23 protein-coding genes are annotated in these 22,994 nt (G+C 52.9%); 17 read left to right on the top strand and 6 right to left on the bottom strand.

Translation table 11 applies throughout. From position 1 onward, the window contains the following. Positions 1-55 precede the first annotated feature (55 nt). On the bottom strand, positions 56-2,878 hold the full coding sequence (locus tag ABFD83_14370; GenBank protein MEN6358254.1) for a DUF4062 domain-containing protein: 2,823 nt from the start codon (positions 2,876-2,878) through the stop codon (positions 56-58). Between the two features lie 634 nt (positions 2,879-3,512). Between ABFD83_14370 and ABFD83_14375 the strand changes: the two genes are divergently transcribed. Together ABFD83_14375 and ABFD83_14380 are read left to right on the top strand one after the other, a co-directional pair. Beyond that, positions 3,513-4,346: a hypothetical protein gene (locus ABFD83_14375; protein MEN6358255.1), complete on the top strand. Its 834-nt coding sequence runs from the start codon at positions 3,513-3,515 to the stop codon at positions 4,344-4,346. A gap of 66 nt (positions 4,347-4,412) precedes the next feature. Further along, entirely contained in the window at positions 4,413-4,925 is a 513-nt protein-coding gene (locus tag ABFD83_14380) for a hypothetical protein (GenBank protein MEN6358256.1), read from the top strand. Between the two features lie 3 nt (positions 4,926-4,928). On the opposite strand, the gene ABFD83_14385 is transcribed toward ABFD83_14380, so the two are convergent. The 4 genes from ABFD83_14385 to ABFD83_14400 form a co-directional block, all read right to left on the bottom strand. Beyond that, a complete protein-coding gene (locus ABFD83_14385; protein ID MEN6358257.1) occupies positions 4,929-5,336 on the bottom strand; it encodes a PIN domain-containing protein in 408 nt (135 codons plus the stop codon). 6 nt (positions 5,337-5,342) lie between these two features. Further along, positions 5,343-5,645, bottom strand: coding sequence for an AbrB/MazE/SpoVT family DNA-binding domain-containing protein (locus ABFD83_14390; GenBank protein MEN6358258.1), 303 nt, complete (start codon positions 5,643-5,645; stop codon positions 5,343-5,345). Positions 5,646-5,907: 262 nt separating this feature from the next. After that, entirely contained in the window at positions 5,908-6,831 is a 924-nt protein-coding gene (locus ABFD83_14395) for a tyrosine-type recombinase/integrase (protein MEN6358259.1), read from the bottom strand. Beyond that, positions 6,794-7,192: a hypothetical protein gene (locus tag ABFD83_14400; protein MEN6358260.1), complete on the bottom strand. Its 399-nt coding sequence runs from the start codon at positions 7,190-7,192 to the stop codon at positions 6,794-6,796. Before ABFD83_14400 ends, ABFD83_14395 begins: the two co-directional genes overlap by 38 nt. Before the next feature lie 104 nt (positions 7,193-7,296). On the opposite strand from ABFD83_14400, the gene ABFD83_14405 reads away from it, so the two are divergent. Further along, positions 7,297-8,823 (top strand): hypothetical protein, encoded by a 1,527-nt coding sequence (locus ABFD83_14405; GenBank protein ID MEN6358261.1) that lies wholly within the window; start codon positions 7,297-7,299, stop codon positions 8,821-8,823. A 6-nt stretch (positions 8,824-8,829) separates the two neighbouring features. On the opposite strand, the gene ABFD83_14410 is transcribed toward ABFD83_14405, so the two are convergent. Continuing rightward, on the bottom strand, positions 8,830-8,952 hold the full coding sequence (locus tag ABFD83_14410; GenBank protein MEN6358262.1) for a hypothetical protein: 123 nt from the start codon (positions 8,950-8,952) through the stop codon (positions 8,830-8,832). 328 nt (positions 8,953-9,280) lie between these two features. On the opposite strand from ABFD83_14410, the gene ABFD83_14415 reads away from it, so the two are divergent. The 14 genes from ABFD83_14415 (at position 9,281) to ABFD83_14480 (ending at position 22,990) form a co-directional block, all read left to right on the top strand. Beyond that, positions 9,281-10,792 carry a hypothetical protein gene (locus ABFD83_14415; protein ID MEN6358263.1) on the top strand — a complete coding sequence of 504 codons (1,512 nt, stop codon included), beginning with the start codon at positions 9,281-9,283 and terminating at the stop codon, positions 10,790-10,792. Beyond that, positions 10,765-12,354: a minor capsid protein gene (locus ABFD83_14420; GenBank protein MEN6358264.1), complete on the top strand. Its 1,590-nt coding sequence runs from the start codon at positions 10,765-10,767 to the stop codon at positions 12,352-12,354. The genes ABFD83_14415 and ABFD83_14420 overlap by 28 nt, the downstream gene beginning before the upstream one ends. A gap of 364 nt (positions 12,355-12,718) precedes the next feature. Beyond that, positions 12,719-16,552: a DNA adenine methylase gene (locus ABFD83_14425; GenBank protein MEN6358265.1), complete on the top strand. Its 3,834-nt coding sequence runs from the start codon at positions 12,719-12,721 to the stop codon at positions 16,550-16,552. Positions 16,553-16,571: 19 nt separating this feature from the next. Further along, entirely contained in the window at positions 16,572-16,934 is a 363-nt protein-coding gene (locus tag ABFD83_14430; protein ID MEN6358266.1) for a hypothetical protein, read from the top strand. Between the two features lie 14 nt (positions 16,935-16,948). Continuing rightward, positions 16,949-17,809: an HK97-fold major capsid protein gene (locus ABFD83_14435; protein MEN6358267.1), complete on the top strand. Its 861-nt coding sequence runs from the start codon at positions 16,949-16,951 to the stop codon at positions 17,807-17,809. Positions 17,810-17,832: 23 nt separating this feature from the next. After that, positions 17,833-18,174 (top strand): hypothetical protein, encoded by a 342-nt coding sequence (locus tag ABFD83_14440; GenBank protein ID MEN6358268.1) that lies wholly within the window; start codon positions 17,833-17,835, stop codon positions 18,172-18,174. After that, positions 18,171-18,617, top strand: a complete 447-nt coding sequence (locus tag ABFD83_14445) for a hypothetical protein (GenBank protein ID MEN6358269.1) — start codon at positions 18,171-18,173, stop codon at positions 18,615-18,617. Before ABFD83_14440 ends, ABFD83_14445 begins: the two co-directional genes overlap by 4 nt. Then, entirely contained in the window at positions 18,617-18,970 is a 354-nt protein-coding gene (locus ABFD83_14450; protein MEN6358270.1) for a hypothetical protein, read from the top strand. The genes ABFD83_14445 and ABFD83_14450 overlap by 1 nt, the downstream gene beginning before the upstream one ends. Further along, positions 18,960-19,448, top strand: a complete 489-nt coding sequence (locus tag ABFD83_14455) for a hypothetical protein (protein ID MEN6358271.1) — start codon at positions 18,960-18,962, stop codon at positions 19,446-19,448. Before ABFD83_14450 ends, ABFD83_14455 begins: the two co-directional genes overlap by 11 nt. A gap of 15 nt (positions 19,449-19,463) precedes the next feature. After that, on the top strand, positions 19,464-19,898 hold the full coding sequence (locus ABFD83_14460) for a hypothetical protein (GenBank protein MEN6358272.1): 435 nt from the start codon (positions 19,464-19,466) through the stop codon (positions 19,896-19,898). Then, a complete protein-coding gene (locus ABFD83_14465; protein ID MEN6358273.1) occupies positions 19,898-20,431 on the top strand; it encodes a hypothetical protein in 534 nt (177 codons plus the stop codon). Before ABFD83_14460 ends, ABFD83_14465 begins: the two co-directional genes overlap by 1 nt. Further along, the gene (locus ABFD83_14470) at positions 20,428-20,700 is read left to right on the top strand and encodes a hypothetical protein (protein ID MEN6358274.1); all 273 of its coding nucleotides are present in this window, start codon (positions 20,428-20,430) and stop codon (positions 20,698-20,700) included. The genes ABFD83_14465 and ABFD83_14470 overlap by 4 nt, the downstream gene beginning before the upstream one ends. Continuing rightward, entirely contained in the window at positions 20,697-22,532 is a 1,836-nt protein-coding gene (locus ABFD83_14475) for a phage tail sheath C-terminal domain-containing protein (GenBank protein MEN6358275.1), read from the top strand. The genes ABFD83_14470 and ABFD83_14475 overlap by 4 nt, the downstream gene beginning before the upstream one ends. Next, positions 22,532-22,990, top strand: a complete 459-nt coding sequence (locus tag ABFD83_14480) for a phage tail protein (GenBank protein MEN6358276.1) — start codon at positions 22,532-22,534, stop codon at positions 22,988-22,990. The genes ABFD83_14475 and ABFD83_14480 overlap by 1 nt, the downstream gene beginning before the upstream one ends. Positions 22,991-22,994 lie beyond the last annotated feature (4 nt).

Genomic DNA, 22,994 nt, shown 5'->3' on the forward strand with positions numbered 1-22,994 from the left:
CCAGGGCAGAATTGGTGCCATTCCGACCTTTTCAAATGAAAGCTCTCTTCTATACCTAGAAGCGATTACGGCGGTTAAATGTGCCTTTTACCCACGAAATGTCCTCAAGATCTTTCCAAAGCCATTCGTAGGCGATGTCGGTTGCCGGCCTAGCGCCAAAGACCTTCAATATCTCTTGATGCGAAGAGGCACGAAGCCAGTCTATTCCAGGGCGATTCTTCTGAATACTGCCTCTTATCGCTTCGTGATTGCTAAACGGATGTGAAGGCCGAGGCCCGTAGTCAATGCAAACCTGATTGTCATCACCTTCAGGCAAAGCTTCGAAATGCCAAGATAGGACGGGAGAGCCTTCGAACCCTTTGCCAAGGCGAGGGGCGTTTAAAATCCCCACTAAGCGCATTGGCATAAGAACATAGGACTTGAGGCGACTGGAAAACATTGGAAACCATTGCTCAACGATCATCTTGTACATTTCTAGAGCTGCTGTGTACACCTGTCTAGTACGCTTCAAGAGTGCTTCCTCGCTGTAGAATTGCCAAGGATAACCAGTAATAATCTTGCTTTCAGGAATTAGGTCGGGACCTTGCCAAGGAGCATTTATTTGAGTCTTACCTAGGCCACGCAAACGAGCAACCTCTGATTTGAGAGGTTCTATTATATGGGGAACATTCATTGAGCCCAAAACGACCATTTTGTGGCCAGAATCACGTGTCGTGCAAATCCAAGTTTCTATATCTGACAGTTCTCTTTCAATATCCGATAGCGATATGGGCTGCTCCAACCCCTTATAGGAGGCACACAAATTGGCTGCAGTATCCCAAGCTGCTTCATATGCCATAGGGCCTATTACAACCGGCAGCTTCCTTGCCTGTAATATTTCCGCCAGTTTTTCCACAAGCTCATCGTATGTCCATCGCCACGCCCAAGTCGGCTGGTCGCTTGTGCTCGAACATGTTATTGACTGATAACCTTTGGGCATCGATTCAGAAAACAATGCTTTAGTGTCCGCCTCAAACACATACTCAGATATGTCATTGCCGCAATACCATCCAACAGTCAGCATATCGTTGTCAGTACAAATGCCAACACGATAGACAATGCCCTTTTCATTTACAGGGGCAACCAATTTTGCCAATCCTCCCAGGCCGTTTGCCCACGCCTGCATAGCTGTTCGTATTCTCTTGCCGCACTCAATTGGCGGAGGCAGCTTGGCAGTTCTGAACCCGTCCCGTTCGGCGACCCCGTTTCGAACGATTGCTGCTGCTAAACGAGGATGTTTCTCAGCAATCGAAACGAGATAATGTGATGCGGTATCGTTGTCCGCAGACGCGGTCAATACGGTTAGAGGCGCTTGCCAATTATCTACGCTGGTGCTGTCGGACAAATCTTCGGGTGATATCCTCCTTTGAGCGAGAGCCTGGAAAGCAAACCAGTCGTGAAACAGAGGCAATGCAAAGCCAAGCATTCCTGAATCTTCAACGACTAGGCGAGAATCAAGCAGAGGCTGAATTTGAGTAAGGCTGCCAAACTCTGCGGCAGGTATTCGCCCGTTTCGTTTTACGCATTCACAGCCAAGCCGTGACAGAAGATGGAGCGCTTCTCCCAAATCTGCGCTAACGCCGCGTAATGCACGTTTCACTACAAAAGAAATCATTTCGCCTTCTGACTTTGGCTGCATGATATTATTATTTCGTATGAATGTACCAAGAAGAAGGGCAAAAAGTGGAAAATGCACGGCATCTCGCACTGATTTATCGAGACCGTAAAGATTGTGTTCATGATATTCCCAGTCAACGCATCTATTGATCAGTGCTGCGGCTTCATCATCGGTTAAAGGTGGTACGTCGACCCTGGCTTCCTCTTCCGTCAGATGTTTTAACTCTGGGATTGTTGAACGGCTCGTCATAATGATTTGAGAGTCTGACCACATCAGGCTCATTTCTCTAGCCGCATCAATAAGTCGGATGGCAGTATCGTTGCCGCATTCGTCCAGACCATCAAGAATAAGCGAAATACCAGAGATTCCAGGTTCTCCCAGACCTCTTGAAAAATCGCGGACGGCGGCCTTAAGATCGATTGCAGCTGTTTTCAATGCAGCCTCGGTGAGATAGATTGGAATTGGGGCGTTCGGATCACTTATGGCGGCATTTACTGCAACTTGATGCAAACGTTCTGCAACTAGCGATTTTCCAGATCCAATATCACCTGTGATAATAATCCGCTTGTCTTGCATGTGTTTGTACAACCACGGGCCTGGAAGCCCAAAGCTAACATCATCAATCCATAGCTTAGCTTGTTCTTCTGGCAATCCTGTTGCAATCAACCTTCTTACACACCGAGCATGAGATGCGCTCAGCAAATCATTTAAGGTCCTATTTCTGAGATCGATGTCAATTCCACTGCGCTTTTCGTTTTCCATATCCAAGAGTGCTTTGCAAACTGCTCTTACAAGCTCATCTGGGCTATTGAACGTTGCACGTATTTGCTCGTTTTCCACGCGTGCTCTGAGCTGTTTTAGCTTTGCTTGCTTTTCGATGTTATTCTCCATCAGATTAGCAGGCACTAAGAAATCATTTGGAGCCAAGAACATTAGACGCGGCTTCTTCAATTCAACAGCGGTGTTGTACTCTCGTTCGGTATATGATTGTCCATTGGAAAAGCAGCTTCCATATACATGGCCAATTATTCCTACGAAGATATCGGACTCAGCTACTTTAGCCCTGCAGAATTCATCCGAATCCCGATCACGTGCATTAAATTTCTCCATGCAAATGCACTTATAGCTGTCCAAACCATCGAAGAACTCTATGAGCTTCTTGCGGTGTTCCTGCAAGTCCTTAAATGTAGAACTCAGGAAGACAGTCGTGATTTCAGACACAGTGGCACCTCAGCGCGTTTCAAGTCTCTGGCGCGATTATACTCCTTGTTTACGTTAATTGTAAAAGTGAGTATAAAACCAGGTGGACGAATCAGATGATTCGTGTAGTCTGGTACCGTTAGCATTGGTCTGACGGTCTGCACGAGTTTCGGACATATAACTCGATGATGACCTTTCACCTGGATACGATAAGTTACGCAAGGTCCAAAACACACCTTTCACCCTCCGAATTCCAGGGATTTCACGCTCAAATCCGGTCCAAAACCGGCCGCGCGGTGAAAGGGTGAAAGGTTTCCGGCATGTCCGCCCCCATGTTTTTTCATGCATGTATATTACACGCATGTAATCCACTCACGCGCATGCGTGCGCACATGTATCATACATGCACGCGCGCGCATACACACGTATACATATATAACCTTTCACCCTTTCACCTTTATATAGTTATAAGATAAGAAATCAATCTCAAATAGAGTTAAATAGACCATGTGAAAGGGTCCGGTGAAAGGTCTGTTCAAGACTCAAGAGCATTCACCCATTCACCTCCGCTGATTGATTTCCCAAGGAAACCCCGACACTTTCTGGTTTCCAGGAGTACATATCAATTGGGGGACATTTCCAGCGGAGGTATACTGTGAGCTTGCTGAATTGCTTGCCGCCAGTCGAACAAGCAAGTCGACCAGAGACCATAAATGCAGACTCTACAAATTCAGTTTTCAAGGGCCGCGACGCTCCGAACCCCTTCGCACGCGACATTCTGTTTGTCGCCACCAACCTCGATTCCTGGGCGGCCGATGATATCCGGTTCGGGCATGAAGTTATGCTCGATGTCTGCTACCGCCAGTTCGACGCGTCCTATTATGCCTGGCTGCGCGACAAGATGACCCAGGTGAAACAGGCGCATGATTCAGGCAAGATGAAGCCCGAACTCTTCCAGGGACTCCGCTATCAGTTCAACACTATCCACGAATGGGCCGTAAAGCATATTGGCGAGGAAGCTCTACTTCAGGCTGTGCAGACCACGAGCGCGAAATCCTTTGTCCCTCCGTCCGAGCGGACATTTACCGCCTACCGAAAGGCACAAGATGATGCATGGGAGGCACATCAGCGGCAGACAGCGCAGAGTGGTTCCTCCCAATCCGAGCAAGCTCAAAAACTGGAATACGTGCTTGCAACTCGGGGTTACGCCTGCATCAAATCTTCCATAGTTGAAGACATTGTGGTGTTCGTCCGCGACGACTCGGTAGTCGTGCCTGATAAGTGGACCGATAAAGTTCGTTTCATGATGGACGAGTTGAGCCTGATGATAGGTTCCTCGTCGGAAGCCGTTAAGCAGATTTACGAGGTCAAGCACGTGTTTGGTGGAAAAGTAGTGCCTGCGGGCGACGACCCGTTCGGAAGCGATACTCAATCGACAGTATCGGCGGCTCAGCAGACGTTATTTCCGGCTGCGGCAGGTACAAAATGAGGCTTGATGCGCCTCTCTCGCCCGACTCCGACTTGCCGTAACAACATAAGCGATAGGAACACACTGATGACTAACGACAAGCAAATCGAACAGACTGAGACTGAGGTCGGCGTCAGAGATCACGACGGAATGGACCGTTGGAAAAGGAATGCCGAGCCTATAAATAAGGGCGGCGCTCCCGAAGGCAACACCAATGCGCTGAAGCACGGCATCTACGCGGACCGGTTCCTTACGCCGGAGGAGAAACCCATCTTCGAGGCAATCATAGCGCAGCTTTACGAGGACTTTGTGTTCAACAAAAGCTCGGACTTCATTCAAGTCGAACTGGTGGCCGTATACTTCCTTAAGCTGGGCCGCGCGCAGGAGGCTGGCGACTGGGACGCCGCCGAAAGGCTCGACCGGATGATCCGATGCCACATGAAAGACCTGAAGACGACTAAGATCAGCCGCGAGGGAGCAGATGCTCGAGGTGACGAGACCACGCCTGCCGAATGGGCGACTGCACTCTTGGAGAAGTACGCCGAGGCCGAGAAAGCAAAAGCCGATAATCCCACTCCTGATTCGGAAGAAGCGAAATAGTGACTATTGCGTTGACTTGCGGCTGTTCAGGTACTGTGCGGGTGTGAGTACTAGAACGCCGTGCACGGAGGTTCCGAAAAAAACTCCAAAGTGCTGGCAGTCGCCGGTGACGAGGTGCGAACATTGCGCGTGCAGGGCGGCAGCCAAAATGGGAGCGTCTTTGTCTGCAATGTCTATCTCATCGGGCAGCGATGATTCTGAGATGTTTATAATCGTAATTACGTTGCAGAGTTCTTCCAGGCGAAGCAGGGCGCTTGGTCTATGCGCGGCAAGGTTGCGGCGTGCTTCTTCCAGTGCCAGACGTGATGTCACTAGTTCGACTTGGTCCAGTGACCACAAGTCCGTAAGGCGTGAGTCCTGACGATATGCAGCTGAAAAAAGGACGTTGGCGTCCAGAAAGACCTTGTCCATACGACTTTACTCCGGCTTTTTGTGAGGTATGTTTTCAGGGTCAAGGCGCATTCGCTTTACCTCTTCAACAGCCGATGCATAGTCAGCCGAGTCAATCGCATTGGACAAAATGAACTCAGCGATCCTTTCAGGGGAATAGCTCTCTATGGGAAGCGCAACAGCCGGGCGTATCAGAACGCCGTCGCCGGTTTCTTCGGCAATAACTAGTGAGCCTTCGGTGATCCCGAAGCGCTTCCTCAGCTTTGCCGGAATAACAACTGTGCCACGTTTGCCGACTTTACTGGTTTCTTGAGTCTGTAGTTTGCTCATAATAACCTGCCGGAATATCAGATATTCTAACATTCAAATTATACCCCTGAACCGGGCTATTTGCAACAACAATCTTGTGAGGAAGTCTGTGAAAACGCGAAAAACAGTTCAGATAACACCGGCGCGACCCTGTAAAACCGGGTGAAATCACGCGTGAAAAACAGGGGGACTGCAGACGCAATGTCAGATAACACTCATTATCGGAACAAGCGGCGGCCGGGAAATGCCTCGGTGCTGAAGTTCTTCCCGGCACGGCGCGAGGTCAGAGTCGCTCTATCGCGTCTTCGAGTGGTTCGTTCGCAAGGTGAGTGTAGACTTCGGTGCTGCCGATGCATAGGTGGCCGAGGGCTTCCTTGACCAGCCGCACATCGGAAGTAGCGGCATAGAGGTGAGTAGCGAAGGTGTGCCGCAGTCCGTGCGGCGTGACGTTCTTCTGGATTCCGGCTTTGCCGAGCCAGTAAGCAAGGCGCTGGGCGATCTGTCGGCAGCAGAGCCTCGTTCCGCGAGAGGAAACAAACAGTGCGGTGACCTCGGAGCCTGTCAGTCGGTGGCGCTCTTTGAGGTAACTGCGCAGTAGCGTCCGCAGGGACGATTTCAGGAACTTGGCCTGCGGGATGCCGCCCTTGCCTGTGATGTAGATGTGTTTGCCGTCAAGATCGACGTCGTCGATGTCGAGGCTCACAAGTTCGGCTATGCGAATTCCGGTGCCGAGGAAGAGTTCAAAGATGACCCGGTCGCGGCGTGCGAGCGGACTGGTTCGGTCGTGCAGTTCCTTAATAAGCCTGCGCTTCTCGTGTTCGGTGAGGAACTTCGGCAGCTTACGGGAGAGTCGTCTGGACGTGATCGACCTGCCCGGGTTGGATTCCACCAGGCCGCTTTCGGCAGCCCAGGTGAAGAAGGCTCGCAGCGTGGCCTTCAGCCGATACATTGTCGCAGGGGACTTCAGCGAGCCATTTTCGGAGCAGATCAGTGCGGGATCGGCGAGCGCCGTGTCCATTATCGTAGGCGTCACTTCGTATATTCCAATGCCCGGTATGGCTCTGGCAAAGCAGTGCAGGTCGCGCAGGTAGGCGGAAACGGTAAGCTCCGAGCGACCTTGTGCCCGGAGCCTTACCGCGAAGTCATCTATTGCCTGTTCGAGACTGCTGCTAGGCTGCAGCAGCCGGATCGATGTGTTCGTCGGCATTTGTCACCTCGTCTGTAGTCTTGAGACTGTGGCCAAGTGGGACGTCCTTTGGTAGCGGGAGCTTGCTGATGTAGCCCCGCTCCAAACACCAGGCAAGGAAAACTCGGAAGACGCGGATGGTCTTCTTGATCGTGATTTCCGAACGGTCTTTGTCGCCGTGCATTTTGAGAAGTATGTCCGACTTGAGAAAGCCGGAGACGTGGGGAATGAGGATCGAGCGGAGCTTCTTGTCAGGGCCGAAGTAAGCTTCAACCTGCTCGAAGTCCTTTCCATACGTGTAAAGGGTGCGCTCGCTCTTGCCTTGGCTCTTGAGGTATTCAACGTGTTCCTCAATGGCCTCGTGTAGTGTTTTCTGTTCCATTTCACTACCTCCAGTGGTTGTGTTGTTCACATGGATCACTCATATCGCGTTTGAAGTCAAGGGTTCTTGCCTCGAATGTGCGAGAAAAAGCGGAGGAAAAACAGTTGGTTGAGATAACGTCGGAAGAAGAAAGACTGGGAATGTCGCTGCGGGACCCGGTGCTCTGGGGTGAGAAGTACCTGCGCAATCGGGACGGTTCCGCGCGCAGTTATTGGCCACACCAGATCGACGACCTCAAGTGCGAGGATCGGAACATCATCCACCTCGACGGCCGTGATTGCGGAAAGTCGATATCGCTTACGACTGATGCTCTGCACTTCGCCTTTACCAAACGCGGCGGCCAGGGGCTCATCGCTGCTCCCCACCAGGGACACCTCGATACGCTCATTGAGGAGATTGAGTTTCAACTCGATTCCAACTCCGAGCTTATGAGAAGCATTGCCCTCACCAAATACGGTAAGCCGAAGATCACACGCAAGCCGTACTTCAGACTGGAGTTCACCAACGGCGCGGTCCTCTATTTCCGACCTGCCGGGGCCTACGGCGACGCCTTCAGATCATTGCACGTCGAGCGTGTCTGGGTAGACGAAGGCGCATGGCTCACCGAAAAGGCATGGAAGGCTCTCCGGCAGTGCCTCAAGGCCGGAGGACGACTGCGTATATACTCGACTCCGAACGGCCTGCGGAACACCACCTACTACCGGCTCACGACGTCGCCGCAGTTTGAGGTATTCAGGTGGCCGTCGTGGATAAACCCGGACTGGAGTGAGGAGCGCGAACGCGAACTCCTTGAGTTCTACGGTGGACGCGACACTGCGGGCTGGCAGCACGAGGTCGCCGGTGAACACGGCAAGCCGTCCTACGGTGCGTTCAACGTCGAGCACTTGAACCTCTGCCGACAGGAAATGCCGGAGTATTTGAAGGTCGTGATAACTGGCGAGGGCATGCGCGACTGCGTAACTGAAGAAGAATCATACGACCGCCTGGAGATGCTCCTGAACCTGATGCCGCAGACCGGCGTCTTCTGGATAGGCGGCGACCTGGGTTACACCAATGACCCGACAGAGATCGTCGTCTTTCAGGAGATAGAGGTCGGGGACCGCTCGGTCGTGAAACTCGCGCTGCGAATCCACATGGAGCACGTTTCATACCCGCACATTGCTCAGACGATCAGCCTGCTTGAGCGATATTTCACTCCGGTCGGGATCGGTGTGGACAATGGCGGCAACGGTCTGGCGGTCGTGCAGGAACTACTCACACTCGACAAATATAAACCTCTCCAGCTTGAAGGTCGACTGCGCGGTTACGACTTCGGCGGTATGACAACACTTGCCGTGCGCGAAGGCCAGGAGGTGAAGAAGCGTACCAAGGAGCTTATGACCAGTCTTATTAACGGCGTGCTCCAGCGCAGGCAGCTAGTCCTGCCTGCCGACGATCTTGAGATAGAGGACCAGTTCACCACTCACACATATACTCTCTCGAACGGCAATGTCATCTACTCCAAAGGCAACGACCACATAATCGACGCCGTGCGCTGCGCGATGCTGGTGCGGGAACAGAGAAGCCTGGACCATGTAACCGAGGAGACGGTCTGTGTCATGCCGGTGCTTACCGACCCGATATTTTTCTGAGGCAGTCTATGTTTCCGGCAGCGCCGATTCCACAAGTGCAAGAAGTGTCGCAAGTGGAATACGCAGCGCCCATGCTATGACGATTATCTCGGAAAGCTCCGGGTCGTGCTTGCCATTCGAGGCACTCAAGGACAACCCTTGACACCAAAGCGCTCGCTGCATAGATCAATTGTGTTTTGATGTGTTTTATACTTATCACCTCTGCGCTTTAGTCAGGGGATTTTGTCGCTTCATTTCCCTGCAATGGTGCTCATGCCTCTTGTTGTGCTACTTATATGATTCGACAAACACCAGTATTTACGATGGGTTTGCAAGCTCGTTGCCACCCGTGCGGAAACCAGGGGTATCGTCAGGCCGTTTGCGGATTACTCCGACACTTCCCGGTTTTGGCGAGTACATATCAAGTAGAGGCACTCTTGTGTGCCATTACCGACTTCAAGACAGCGAGTATCCTATAATGAAAAACTCCAGACGACGATCAGGGCCACGAAAAGCTGTGTCCGACCAGCCGGGCATGCGGACCGACGGTATTGTCGTTGCGCCGCTTGCGTCAGCGGCGGCACTAGACTCCTCCACGTTTGCCGGTGTGAATGCAATTGATGTCATCCCAAAGACCTGGGAAGAGCGCGCTAAGAAAGCCTGGGATTACTACGTCGAGGAGCCGCTTGTCAAAAACTGCATCAACTCCTGGCGGACGTTTGCCGTTGGAGACGAGATACGGATATCCAGCAACGACGACACCGTCAAGACCGAGGCAAACGATCTTGCCGACAAGCTCGGCATCTCTGAGTTCGTAAAAGACATGGTCCTCCAACTTCTCGTTAAAGGCGACGCAGTAGGCTTCAAGCATTACGCAAAAGATGGCAGAGACATCGAAGAGCTGACGTGCGTGAACCCGATCTCGATTAAGGTCAAATACGCTCAGTGCCAGCTAATCGAAATTCAGCAGTTTCCCGGTGATGGTCTGGCTGTAGGCGACGGCCTGAAGCTGCCCATTGAGCAGACCCTGCACCTTAAGTGGGACGCGCCGTCGTTTTCCCCTCGCGGCAACTCACTCGTGCTTCCGGCCTTCCAGTCCATCGAGTTGCTGCGTGACTACCGAAGGGCTGAACAGGCCATAGCTAAGCGCTGGGCGACACCGTTTCGCCTGCTCAAAGTCGGCGGTGCATTCGGTCAGAAGATGATAATGCCCGACCAGAAGATGCTCGAACAGACACGCGACATGGTCAACAGAATGGATATGAAAAGCGGCCTGGTCGTGCCGTTCTACATCACCGTCGAGACCCACGGTACTGAAGGCCAGGTTCTCAATGTCGAGGACAAAGTCAAGGATGTCAAGGAAGACATCGTCGTCGCTCTCGGCCTGTCGCGTTCTCTTGTGGCTGGCGACGGCCCCAACTTTGCCACGGCATCAGTCTCTATGCAGAAGATGCTCATCATGATCCGCGAGATTAAGCATGCGGCGAAAACCATACTCGACTGGGTGTTCGACGACTGGCTGGAGATCGCGGGGCATCAGGGCAAAAGCGTCCAGTTCGTCTTCAACGACCTCGATCCGACCGATGCGGTAGACTTCAAGAAGCTCCTTATCGAGCTATACGACCGGAAACTCATAAGCCGATCAAGTCTGCAATTGAAGATGGACCTTGACCCGGATACCGAGACGGCAAATCGGCAGCACGAGGGTCAGTCGGTCGACTTGCTCGATGAGAAGCAGGTCAAGCCAATCGTGGACATGGTCGTGGCCGGGATAATGAGTATAGAGACCGCGCAGCAGATGCTCGGCCTCGATCCGGCGAAGAACCGACCGGATGGCCAGACAGCCGCGTCCCTCTATTCCAGCGTGGGTGTCGGCGAGATGTGCGACTCCTGTGCCTACTTTGGCGAGGATCACAACTGCTGCGGAGTCACGCAAGCCGAGACAACTTTCGATTCCCCGGCATGCCGCTTCTTCGTGCGACAAAGATGATCTGCACTATTGCATCGGATTTAACTCCGCAGGCTCAGGCGATCCGCGAAGCCACGCTCAAGAGTCTACATGCCCGTGACCTATACTCCGAGCAGATCGCGCACGAACTGACACAGTCCTTAAAGACCGCGCAGGAACAGGTACGCAAAGTGCTCCTCAACTATAAGAGCCTGGGGTCACTGCCCGACAACAAACTCGCCGCCTTGAAAGGTCTTGAGAAGCTGGACGCGGAGATAGGCGACCTGATGAAGACGCTCAAGAAAGAGCAGACTCTGGTGTTCCGCAAGGCTTCCCGCGCGTCGTTCAGGTCTGGCATATATCACGGCATCGGGGAATTCGTCGCGGCGCAGTTGCCTTTCTACCGTGATCTTGCACCAGACGGGATAGACAAGCTCACCACGTCTATGTTTACCCTTATCGACACCGACGCGCTCGATTTTATTGTCAACTACAACCTCGTGCTTGCAGCCGATGTGCATCGGGAGCTTTCAGACGGCATCAAGCGCACGATCCTCTCCGGGATTGCCACAGGCAAAGGGGTAGACGACATCGTCCGCGACCTGGGCAGGGTCATCGAGAACAAGGAATCATTCCGCAACGCGGGAAGCAAGGTGTTCAGCCGGGCGCAGTATCGCATGGAGATGATTGCCCGCACCGAAGTCCTGCGCGCTCACAACCAGGGTCGCATCAAGTTTTACCAGCAGGTCGGCGTTCAGAAGCTCGAATGGATGGCTGTGGAAGACGAGCGGATGTGCCCTGTCTGCGGCGGTCTCGACGGCCAAGTATTCGACATTGACAAATTCCCCAACATCCCGGCACATCCTCTATGCCGCTGCCAGTCTCTGCCAGCATGGCCGCTGGTTGTAAGCGGCGGCGAACTCGGCGCTGCGGCTACCAAGGATAAGCCCGCCTGCATTCTATCTCCGCAGGCGATCCAGGAGCAGGCAAGACGGAAGATAGAGGAAGAGAAGATGCTCAAGGGCGCATTCGAGTCAGGCCAGATCGCGGATTTGAGCGCCCTTACGGTAAAACAGCTACAGACGCTGGCAAAACAAAACGGCATATCAATCGCGCGCACCAAGTCCGACTTCATCAAGCTGCTTGATCTGGTGGAGCCGGGGGTTCACCACAGTGATCTATCGGGAGCGGTGCTGCAGGCGAAGATAGGGCAGTACAACATCGCGGCGTTACGGGGTAAAGACGAACTCGTGAAGCTGTTGGCCGAAAAGCAGGCTGCAATCAGGAAGGCGAAGGCTCTTGAGGAAGCCGCGAAGAACGCGATCTCTCAGGAAGGTCTTGCCGCTCTCAGCGTGGCCAAACTCAGGGAGATGGCCAAAGATCAAGGTATTCCTCTGAGCCTTACGAAGAGCGAGGTTATTGAAATGCTGGATACGCTCGAACCCGGAGTGGATCACTCAGGTCTTGCCGGAAAAGCGCTCGCTGCTGCGAAAGCCAGGCATAACATCGGGTCCATCAAGAATAAGGATCAGCTCATAAATGCTTTGGAGAAGGTCGCCGGTCAAAAGATGGCGCTTCGTGTTCTCCGAGATAAGCAGCCCTGATTGCTGCTGCGTGCCGATTCGCCGATAGGCTTTATAATTGTTATCCCGCTGACCGCCGCAAACCGGGCGCGCGCTTTACTTTGAGCATCCCTTGCAAAGCTCGTCTATCTTTTCCAGCGCGGTCCTCACGTGTCGAGCCGACACCGTTTTGTGGCCCGAATCACCCGAGTGGTCCGTGTAGTCTTGTCAGTGATTCTCGGAGCTATTATACGGAGAACCACCAGATCGCTAAAGTCAACGCACTTGCCCTATCCAACTTCCAGCATCGCACACCACAAAATTATTTCGACACTTTCTGGATTTCAGAAGTACATATCAAATAGAGGGCCTTTTTGTTTTGGCCTGTTGAATGTCGGAGTGATACATGCAGCTTTTCGCCACAGACCTGGATCGGCTGGCATTTCTTCTTGAGACGGATGCTTCGCGCCACCTTGAGCTTCTTCTCGCACAGGCGGCCGAGCTTATTACCGAGGAACTGCCGGAAGATAAGCGGCCAAAATACATAACAAACTACATCGGCTCGAAACAGAAACTCGTCGATTGGATCTGGAAGAACACGCCGGAAGATGTCGGCTCCGTTCTTGATGCGTTCTGCGGCTCGGCTGTTGTGGCGTATATGTATAAGACCAAGGGTCTGTGCGTTCTGGCTAACGACCGGCTCCACTACTCATATCATGCCGCGCGTGCAATCATCGAAAATGACAGTGTACGCATAAGCCAGGATGAACTGGACGGGCTTCTGGCAGACAATCCGAAAGCTGGAACCTTCGTCCGCGACAACTTCAAGGGACTCTTCTTCGCCAGCGGCGTCCACGCAATTATCGATACCATCCGAGCCAACATCAACAAACTCGATGGCTTCAAAAAAGACATCGCGCTGTTTGCTCTGGGTAAGACCTGCCTCTCGGGTAAGGGCGGGTTCGGGCACTTCTCTTCGTCTACGAATTATGGCAAGTTCCAGGACTCGCCGGAGGAGTTCCGCAATCGATTCGCGGACAACATCGCCCGCATAAACGCCCTCATATTCAACAACGGCAAAGAGTGCAAGGCGTATCGGAAAGATATCAATGACGTGCTTTCCGATGCAAGGGTCGAACTGGCCTACTTCGATCCTCCTTACGCGACAGAGTTCTCGACAACCAACTACGAGAAAAGCTATCACTTCATCGAAGGCCTGATGACTTACTGGGATGGCCTTGAGATCAATACAGACTCGAAAACCCGTCATTACGAGACCGACCACAAGTCGGTCACGAAGGCAAATGCCAACGAGTTCTTCGGTACGTTTCTGGCCAACGCTAGGCACATTCCGAACTGGCTCATTTCATATCGTGACCATGCCTATCCCAACGAGAGCGAGATGAAAGGGATCATCTCGGTAAACGGCATGTCCAGCCGGATGCAGTCTCAGAAGCATCGTTACAGCATTTCATCGAAATATTCTGAGAACTCAGATGCGGTGGAGCGGTTGTTTATCTGTAGCCGCGCGAAAGAGATGAAACAGGCAGCGTCTGTACGTCCGGCATGCTCACAAATGCAGACACAGGCAGAATGGGATGAGACTGCAAACGAGATTCGCTATCGCGTGCGCGATCCCGAGCAGTTCCAGCCGGATAGTATTAGACGAAAAGCCCTCGAAGGCGTTGATGGCATCTCCATCATTACCGGCAGGCTTAAGGAAGAATTCGTTCCTGATGGCCACGACCCAAAATCCATGGTCCTTCAGTCTTACAGGTTCGCAAAGAAAACGGATGATAACGCCTATGGCTGGACGATGGAGAAGGCAAAGCAGTGGATTACCGAACACGAACTGGAAGCATCAAAGGCCGAGGTCCGCATCGAGGACAATATGCAGGCTCTGGCGGATGCGCCGTTTGCCGAAAGCCTTGATCTGCTTTCCTGCCAGGCAGGAACCGATGACCCCGTCAAAGTCACAGGCTTCATGGGAAACAAATACGTAATGCTCGGCTGGATTGAACGACAGGTTCCCAAGGATGCAAAGACCGTGCTTGATGCCTTCTCCGGTGGAGCCAATGTTGCATATCATTTGAAGCGCAGGGGCATGAAGGTCATCGCCAATGACCTGCTGCTCTATCCGTACCATATTGCGCGCGCCGTAGTGGAGAACTCTCACGAGACTCTTTCGAATGAGGATATCGAACGCATCCTTGCACCAAATTCCAATGCAGGCACGTTCATAGTCGACAATTTCCACGGCTACTACTACACCAAGAAAGTCCTGGCGTGGCTGGATCAGGTATGGTCGAACATCCAGAAGCTCTCCGGTTACAAGAAAGATTTGGCTCTTGCCGCACTCGGCAACACGGTGAAGGCGAAATCCATGTTCGGGCAGTTCCACCGCTCGAAGATCAACCTCAAAGCAGATATGGATGCTGACGCAGGTATCAAGGAAAACCAACTCGTAAGCATTCCAGTAACGCATATGGTCGAGAGCTTCAGGCGCTACGCCAGCCAGCTCAACAAGCTCGTTTTCGATAACGGTCAGGAATGCAAGGCATTCTGCGGGGATGCAGTGGAGGCAGTGCGCAAGTACGGTGCCGATGTGCTGTACCTCGACCCGCCTTACATCACGGAGTTTTCTAACAACGATTACGAATTTTCGCTGCACTTTGTCGAGGGTCTCATGAACCGCTGGGCGGATAAGGAACTCCTGAACGACAACCGCCGCAGCTACAAATCGCGCACGCATTACGACCGTGACAGTATCCGCTCCCTCATAGACAACCTTGCTTCCGAAGCGCGCGGCAAGTATGAGACCGTGATTATGTCCTACCGGGACCGCGCATTTCCCACAGAGAAAGAAATCAAGGACATGTTCGCCCAGCGATTTGGGCATGTCCGGGTCAGAGGAATGGACGTCGAATATGGCATTGTTCTGGGAAAAGGCAGCGAGGGAAAGACTGCCCGTGAACTGCTCTTCGTGGCGTCGAACAGTGGCCGTGTTCCGAAATCTACAGCAGCGTCGCTTGCAGCGAATTGTCACACATCCATTCCTGTGGAAGTGGCCATCTCCGGTGACAGTAGTCTTTCAGCGTCGGCCGTGGACATCAATCCCAACGCCGGTGATCCACAATTCGGCTTTATTATGTGCCGAGCGGGGACGAACAAGAATGGCGATCACTTTACAGCAGATGAACTAGCGTCACGCTACACAACGGCCATCAACAAGAAAATTGATCTAAAACACTCTCAGGATTTGACGGATATTGTCGGCGGCATCATTGCTTCCGAGTTTGTGGAGGATGAGACCGGCGGTCGGGTCGAGTGTGCTGGGGAGTTATATGTGGCCGACTCTCCCACTGCCGCCCTCGCTTACAAACTCATGAAACGCGGGATCATCGCGCAGGTCTCTATGGAATGCGACTACGAATCGGGCGAGTGTTCCGTCTGTGGCAAGAAGGTGACAAACAAAAGCGACTACTGCATCCATCTCCGAAAATCCAAGGGCGGCGAGTATCAGGGTAAGCCGGTCTTCGAGATTTTGCACGGTGTCACATTTACTGGCCTTGGACTTTTGGATCGTAAGGGTGCGGATGAGAACGCACGCATAACACAAGTTGCCTCGGACATGACGGGGCACACAACTTCAGGAGGCGACTCAGTGGACGATGATAAGAAAGACCAGTTGACAGACGAGCAGCGCGAAGAGGCTGCCAAGAAGAAGGACTCCGGCGGCGGGGGTGCTTCGATGGATGACAAGGCTCGGATAAAAGAGCTTGAAGACGAAAACAAGCAGCTCAAGCAGCAGGTTTCAGACATGCAGAAGCAGATTGCTGAACTTGAAGCCGAAAGCAAGGCTGTCGCAAACAAGTCTCGCGCCGCGAAACTCATAGACAAGCTCGAAAAGTCAGGCATGAGCTTCGCCTCTGACGATGAGCGCGAGAAGGAGCTGGGTCGCCTTTCTGAACTTTCGGACGATGCATTCGCTGCAACCGAAGCTGCATATGATCGTGCTATCAGCACAAAACCGGCTGATTCAAAGTCGTCTGAGGCAGACGGCGCGGGCGACAAAGGCAAATCTGAATCCAAATCGGATCAGACTGACAAGCAGATGCGGACTGACGCAGGTGTGCGCCCTCTTGATGTGGACGACAAAAAGACCAGCCTTGAGGACAAGCTGCGCGACGGGTTCATGGTCGCATATCGAGATCGCGTAGGCGCGGGTCAGAGCAAATAAACACTGGAGGTGTTGTAAAGTGTCGTTTCTTAATCCAAATCATCGTGGTCTCGCGTATGGCGATGGCTATTTGCAGGGCGTGGGTTCGTGCGGCCAGTTCGTGAAACTGGTCGGGAACGACTTGTTCGCCGTCAATACAGACCCGCAGGCCAAAAGCTTTGGCACGCTGGCGAAGGATTATAAAGCGGGCGATATGCCCGGCATTTTCTGCATGGGTGGCGTGTACGAAACCGACGTCTACGAAGGCACCATCAATGCAAATGACGATCTTAAGGTTTCGGCGAACGGCAAGCTCACCTCGGGTGTCGCAGAGGGCGATGAGGTCGTGGCCAGGGCGATATCAATGTCGGCGGGGACACTGAAGTTCCGCCTGCTTATCTAGGAAGAGGAGAAGACGTGGAAACGAAAATAGATGTGCATAGCCAGCAATATATGGAGGCCATGGCTCGCCTCATGAGCGAGGCATTGGAGTCTCCTGATGGGATGCGTGCTCTTGCAGCGGCAATTGCCGATCCAATCGAGCAGGAAATAAAGCGTAAGGAGATTACGTCGCTCCTCCTCACTCAGCACACTTTGCCTAAGGGCGAACGGCCAATCTATCAGAAAAAGCCCAAGGTTAAGGCTTATTGGATAAGCACAGAAGGTGAGGCGCGAGAGCAGGAGCTTGGGCTTGAGGAAGTCGAGTTCCCTACAAATCGACTTCATTCTACGCCTATGGTTGACATTGGCGTGCTCAAGAATGGCAACATCGGCACGCTTATGGACATCCAGACATCTGCAGCCGACCAGATTCGAAAAGAGCTGGACAGGCGCACGCTCACCGTGCTTTCGGCTGCGGTTCCTGCCGCAAACACCATTGAGGTCACGGGCGGCAAGCTCACCGATGATGCCTTGAACGAAGCCATTTCGATAATCGAGGACCTTGAGCTCTCGGTTAAATACATCGTCATGCGAGGACGGCTGTTCAACGATATGCGCGACTGGGACCTCGACCCGGAGACCCGTGCAGAACTGCGGACCAAGGGTGTCATTAAGAACTACGGCACCGGTGGCATTATGCTTACCGCGTCGGCTGAGATGGACGAGATTCTGCTTGTGCCGGATGAGGAGATCGGAAAGATGCCTGTGCGTGAGTCACTTAAGACTGAGGCAATCGAGCAGAAGACGCGCTTTAAGACCGGGTGGCTCGTATGGTCTGAAATCGGTCAGGGAGTAACTCGGCCCGACATTCTCGCCAAAATCAAGATTCTTGCGTAAGTATGGTTGCTTGGGAGGTAGCCGTGATTAAAGTTAAAAATGTGAGACCAGGGACACTTATACTCGCTGACGCAAAGCTCAAGCTCGCGCCAGGCGAGACTGCTGAAGTGGAGAACCTTACTGCTCAGATGCAGAGGTGCATCGATGATGGTCTGCTTGCACGGATAGACCCTGAGCCGGAGGCCAAATCTAAGCCCAAGCCAAGTTCGCGTAGTTCAGCGGCAAAGACCGAGGCTAAGGAGCGTGCGCCCAGGACCAGTGGCAACGACGGCAGCGGTATTGCTGATTCAAATGCCGGGACCAATGGCGATAAGGCGACAACTGCGAGTGGAAGTTCATCAGAACTTCCGGGAGCCAATGAATGACAATAGCGGATCTCGCCGTCCTGCTGCGCACGGATCTGGCCGACCCGAATGCTGAGAGGTTCAGCGATGAAGTGCTTACTCGATGTGTTCTGAGAAGCATTTATCCTGTTGGTTGGGACCTTGAAGTGAAGATGGTTGTGGTGGAAGGAGTAATCGACCCCACGCCGGACGACATCACTCAGGAGATGATTCTCCTTCAGGCCAGGATCGAAGCGTGCCGATTTATGCGGGCGGCCACGGCTAACGCGTTCTCGTTCTCCTCCGGCGATAAAAAGGTCGACAAGACAAGCCGGCCCGAGCATTGGGCGAAGCTTGAGGAGGACTTGAACGCGGCATACCGTGAGCGGCTAAACGATATCCGACCGGGTGCAGGCGATGATGATATTCTCACTCCCGACCTCACGCCGGTCATCTATGGGCACAGGCATAGACATTGTCACTGATGTCGGACTCTGAAAAGATATCTGCCGCAGCGGATGTTCGTGAGCTTATTGAGTCGTGTGGCCAGGAAGCAATTCTCCTGCGTAAGCAGGCTGGCGAGCAGCTTTATGGCTCTGACGACGAATCCTTTTCGGAGTTGTGCGCTTTCAAGCTGGAGTTCGTGCGCACACCCCCTGAGGATATCGCAAACAGAATAGACGCTGTATCCAGTGTTCTTCCGGACCTGGATGTGAGATCAGGGGATCGTGTTCAGATAGGCAGCGGCAATTTCCGGGTGCAGACAGTTGTTGAGCAGTTACTGTTTGGTGTCGTTACGCACAAGACCTTGAAACTGGTGAGACTGCATGGGAGTTAAGCGATTCGGTGATTGGGAGAAAGCAAAGGCTAGACTCGCCGGTAATCCGGGAATGCGTCTCACTCTGGCCATCCGGCAGGCTACTATCAAAAATGCCTTGCTTCTTGTTCGGGAGATTAAGCGAGGGATACGCGACCAGGCACCGGGCGGCAAGCAGTTCACTCCGCTTGCACAGGTTACTATCGAGCGCAAGGGGTCTTCGAAGGCTTTGATAGATACTGGATTTCTAATTAATAGCATCACTCAGAAGATTATGGCCGACCAGGCGTTTATCGGCCTGCTGCGGACCAGTGCTTACAAGAACGGAGAAAGTCTGGCCAATGTTGCAGCGGTGATGGAATATGGAGCGACGATCCAGCAGCCCAATGGTGCGGTAATAGTGATTCCTCCAAGGCCGTTTCTGCACCCGACGATGGAGAAGTATCGGGATGATGTGATCGAGAACTACCGGCAGGTGCTGGCTTCAGTTTTCAACTGAAAGGAAGATTAAGCAATGAAATACATACTCTCAATAATCCTGATCATTACATTGACCGGGATCGGGCAAGCAGATTCGCTGCAGGTACGGACTACATCGGCACCGGTGGTCGTAAAGCGCGGCGAGGTTATCGCGATGAGCGTGAACCTGAAGAACATCCTCACCCCGCGCGAACCTGTCACCATTAATGCCCAAATCGAGTGGGAAGACGAATATGGAGCCGCACAGACATCTTCGGATAGCGCGACCATAAACATAGTGCAGCCTGTGAATGTCACGAGATACAAGGTGGCTATCCCCGCTCTTTTTGATTTTGTGGCTGGCAGTGCGGTAGTAGACGGCCAGTCGATCACTCCTACATACAGTAGTGGTTCTTTGGTTTTGGAAGTAGGTCGAACACTGCTCGAAGGTGAATCGATGATACTCGGATACGCAGTAAAGGCTCAATAGTGGATATTCTGCGCGAAGTGGTGGAAGCGCTCATTCGGCTCGCAAAGTCAGAGGTCGACCCCAGCGTGGTGCTGATCTCCGCTGATGATATGTTCGAGGTGACAAAGACACCCAGCGTGGTATTGCAGGGTCCGACACTTACAGAAGACAGCGACCGTCGAACACAAACGTCGTTGGTCAATCGCAATGAAACGGACCTGACCTTTGAGCAGTGCAGGTATCCGAGGTTATATCATCTCGACTTTGACATTATCGTTACGACGGCCAGGGAAAGCGAGCTGTTGGATCTGACTGAGAAGATTGCCAGGTTCTATCAGCTTCATCCATTACTTTCAGTTGGGGATCACTGGACTGTGAACCTGACAGAGCTTACTGCGCTTGGCGGTCTCAAGCGAGTAAACCTGTCGAACCTGCGGCAGGCATCGGGTAGGTGCCGGATCGAGGACTTCCCTGTGTATGACAGCCGCGTCCAGTCCGGCAAGCTCGTGGCCGAAGTCACGATAGAGACTATTCCAATGGAGGACGAACAGTGATTGAAATACGTAACCTGACATTCCAGCCTCTTGCGCTTCATCTGGCTGGTGACGCCGGTGGCATTCATTTGAGATCGCGGGAGATAAAGGCTATCGCAGCCGAACAGTTTTCGGACGAGATACGCATGGCTGCGGAGCGTGGGTTCGTGTCGATTTCTGATGTCCCTGTAAGAACACAACCCGATCCACGCGTGGAAACGGCGAATAACGAACACATAGCTGAACCAATGGTCGACCAGGCCAAGCCCAGAAAGCGGAGGGAACGATGACATCATACCTTTCACCCGGGGTTTACACTCGGGAAACGGATTTCAGCTTCTACGTGAAGCAAATCTCGACATCCTCGTGTGGGATGGTCGGTATCGCTCAGAAAGGTCCCATCAACCAGCCTATACTGGTCACAAGTTGGGAGCAGTTCGTGCGCAGCTTTGGTTCATACATTCAGGATGGATACCTCGCCTATGCTGCGCGGCTCTTCTTCGATAACGGTGGGCAGGTTCTTTACGTGAACCGTGTGGCTCATTACGAGAGCGGCAGTCTGGCTGCGAAGAAGTCGTTGGTCACGCTCAAGAATAGACGATCCGTCGCCGGAACACTTTCTACCGGCGCACTCGGAATTGACAGAATTGTCTGGACTGCGAAAACGGCTGGCGCAGCGGGGAACAACATAACCATTGCGCTGGTCGCAACCGGCAATGATACACCGCTTTCGGTCGAGGTAACCGGCCAGGCAATCACAGTTCATCTTGCCACGGATAGTTCCGGGGATGTTACAAGCACAGCCGCAGACGTAATCACGGCTGTCACCGAACATATCGGCGCTTCGGCTCTGGCTGGAGCGGTGTCGACAGATAGTGGGATTGTTACCCCGGCCGCCGTCTCCAATCTCACTGGCGGACAGGATTCACAGGATACTCTGACAATCAGTGCGATAAACGAGGGTGCCTGGGGCGATGATATAAGCATCGAGGTTCTGGATGGAACGGTCGACCCAGCCGCAGAGTTCGACATCATAGTTCGATACAAGGGCGAGGCTGTCGAAATGTTCAGAAACCTTGGCGTGGATGAGTCAAAGTCCAATCACATTGAACTTATCGTGAATGAACGCTCCGATTACATCACTGTGGAGGACCTTGCACCGGCATCCAATGGCGCGATGGATCGTCCTGCGGTAGGCTCGTCAGTTCTTACTGGTGGTGATGACGGTCTCACTGGTATCAGCGATACCGACTACATCGGTGAATCGTCCAGGCATACCGGGGTCTATGCTTTTGATGAAATAGATGCTCTCAATATTCTGGCAATCCCCGGTGTCACAACCGCACCTGTGATAGCAGGTGGAATCTCCTACGCCGAGTCTAGAAAAGACCTGCTGTTTATAGCAGAAACTCCAATACATCTCGAACCTGCCGAAGCAGTGGAGTTTCGCAAGGGCGAGGGAACTTACACTCACGCGGCGTTCGACTCTTCGTACGCCGCGCTTTATTATCCCTGGCTGGAAATAACTGACCCACTCACAAGTAAGAGTAAGGTCATACCTCCGACCGGCGCTGTCGCAGGATGCATCGCCCGCTCTGACCAAAAGAGCGACGTATGGAATGCACCGGCTGGAATAGACCGTGGCCGGATATATGGAGTGGTTTCTCTCTCGTATAACACCAGCCGTGCCGAACGCGACGTGCTGTATCCAGAGGGAATCAATGTCATAGCATCCTTCCCAGATACCGGAATCGACATCTGGGGACAAAAGACTCTGCAGTCTCAATCGTCGGCAACAGATCGTATCAACGTTCGCCGCCTGATGATGTATATCGAAGAGGCTATCTCGCAGTCTGCACGATTCGTAGTCTTTGAACCCAACAACTCCTTCACGTGGCGGGCGCTGGTCAGGTTCATTACTCCATTCCTGCAGAATATCAAGAGCAGGGGTGGATTCTACGATTTTCGTGTTCAGTGCGATGGTGAGACCAACACTGCCGCGATGATTGACCAGAACCAACTGGTCTGCCGGATATTTGTGAAGCCAACCAGGACTGCCGAGTTCGTGGAACTCAGTTTCGTTCTTACCGCCACCGGCGCGAACTTCACGGAGGTGCTCTAGTGGATGTGACTATGCCTCAAAGCCTTTACCAGAACTGGCAGTTTGCAATTGAGATAAACGGCTTTGATGTCGCTCTTTTTCGAAAAGGCCAGGAACCCAAGACTGAGTTCGAGGAAGTTGCATTTTCACCCGCTGGCTCGATGTTCGACCAGAAAGTCGCGGGCCGAGTGAAGTTCGACGATATTACCCTCGAAAAGGGCGTGCTTGCAAACGGCTCAGACGAAGCTGCGCGCGACTGGGTGAAGCTTCAGACCAATGTGAACCTCAATACCGGTGCGCTGCCGGATCAGTATATGAGGGATATCGACATCGTTCGCTACGACCGGTCCGGAAACGAGACCCGCCGCTGGACTCTGCATGGTGCGTGGATTAAGACTCTCGAATATGACGAACTCGAGGGCGGCAGTTCTGACAACACTATCGAGAAGATCAGCATAACCTATCAATATTGGAGTTAGCGAT

This window comes from Armatimonadota bacterium (assembly GCA_039679645.1).
GTDB lineage: Bacteria > Armatimonadota > UBA5829 > UBA5829 > UBA5829 > UBA5829.

Excerpts from the sequence above, each read along its gene's own strand:
- ABFD83_14380 (MEN6358256.1), top strand. The coding sequence starts at position 4,413 with ATGACTAACGACAAGCAAATCGAACAGACTGAGACTGAGGTCGGCGTC.
- ABFD83_14385 (MEN6358257.1), bottom strand. The coding sequence starts at position 5,336 with ATGGACAAGGTCTTTCTGGACGCCAACGTCCTTTTTTCAGCTGCATAT.
- ABFD83_14390 (MEN6358258.1), bottom strand. The coding sequence starts at position 5,645 with ATGAGCAAACTACAGACTCAAGAAACCAGTAAAGTCGGCAAACGTGGC.
- ABFD83_14395 (MEN6358259.1), bottom strand. The coding sequence starts at position 6,831 with ATGCCGACGAACACATCGATCCGGCTGCTGCAGCCTAGCAGCAGTCTC.
- ABFD83_14400 (MEN6358260.1), bottom strand. The coding sequence starts at position 7,192 with ATGGAACAGAAAACACTACACGAGGCCATTGAGGAACACGTTGAATAC.
- ABFD83_14415 (MEN6358263.1), top strand. The coding sequence starts at position 9,281 with ATGAAAAACTCCAGACGACGATCAGGGCCACGAAAAGCTGTGTCCGAC.
- ABFD83_14420 (MEN6358264.1), top strand. The coding sequence starts at position 10,765 with ATGCCGCTTCTTCGTGCGACAAAGATGATCTGCACTATTGCATCGGAT.
- ABFD83_14425 (MEN6358265.1), top strand. The coding sequence starts at position 12,719 with ATGCAGCTTTTCGCCACAGACCTGGATCGGCTGGCATTTCTTCTTGAG.
- ABFD83_14445 (MEN6358269.1), top strand. The coding sequence starts at position 18,171 with ATGACAATAGCGGATCTCGCCGTCCTGCTGCGCACGGATCTGGCCGAC.
- ABFD83_14450 (MEN6358270.1), top strand. The coding sequence starts at position 18,617 with ATGTCGGACTCTGAAAAGATATCTGCCGCAGCGGATGTTCGTGAGCTT.
- ABFD83_14455 (MEN6358271.1), top strand. The coding sequence starts at position 18,960 with ATGGGAGTTAAGCGATTCGGTGATTGGGAGAAAGCAAAGGCTAGACTC.
- ABFD83_14460 (MEN6358272.1), top strand. The coding sequence starts at position 19,464 with ATGAAATACATACTCTCAATAATCCTGATCATTACATTGACCGGGATC.
- ABFD83_14475 (MEN6358275.1), top strand. The coding sequence starts at position 20,697 with ATGACATCATACCTTTCACCCGGGGTTTACACTCGGGAAACGGATTTC.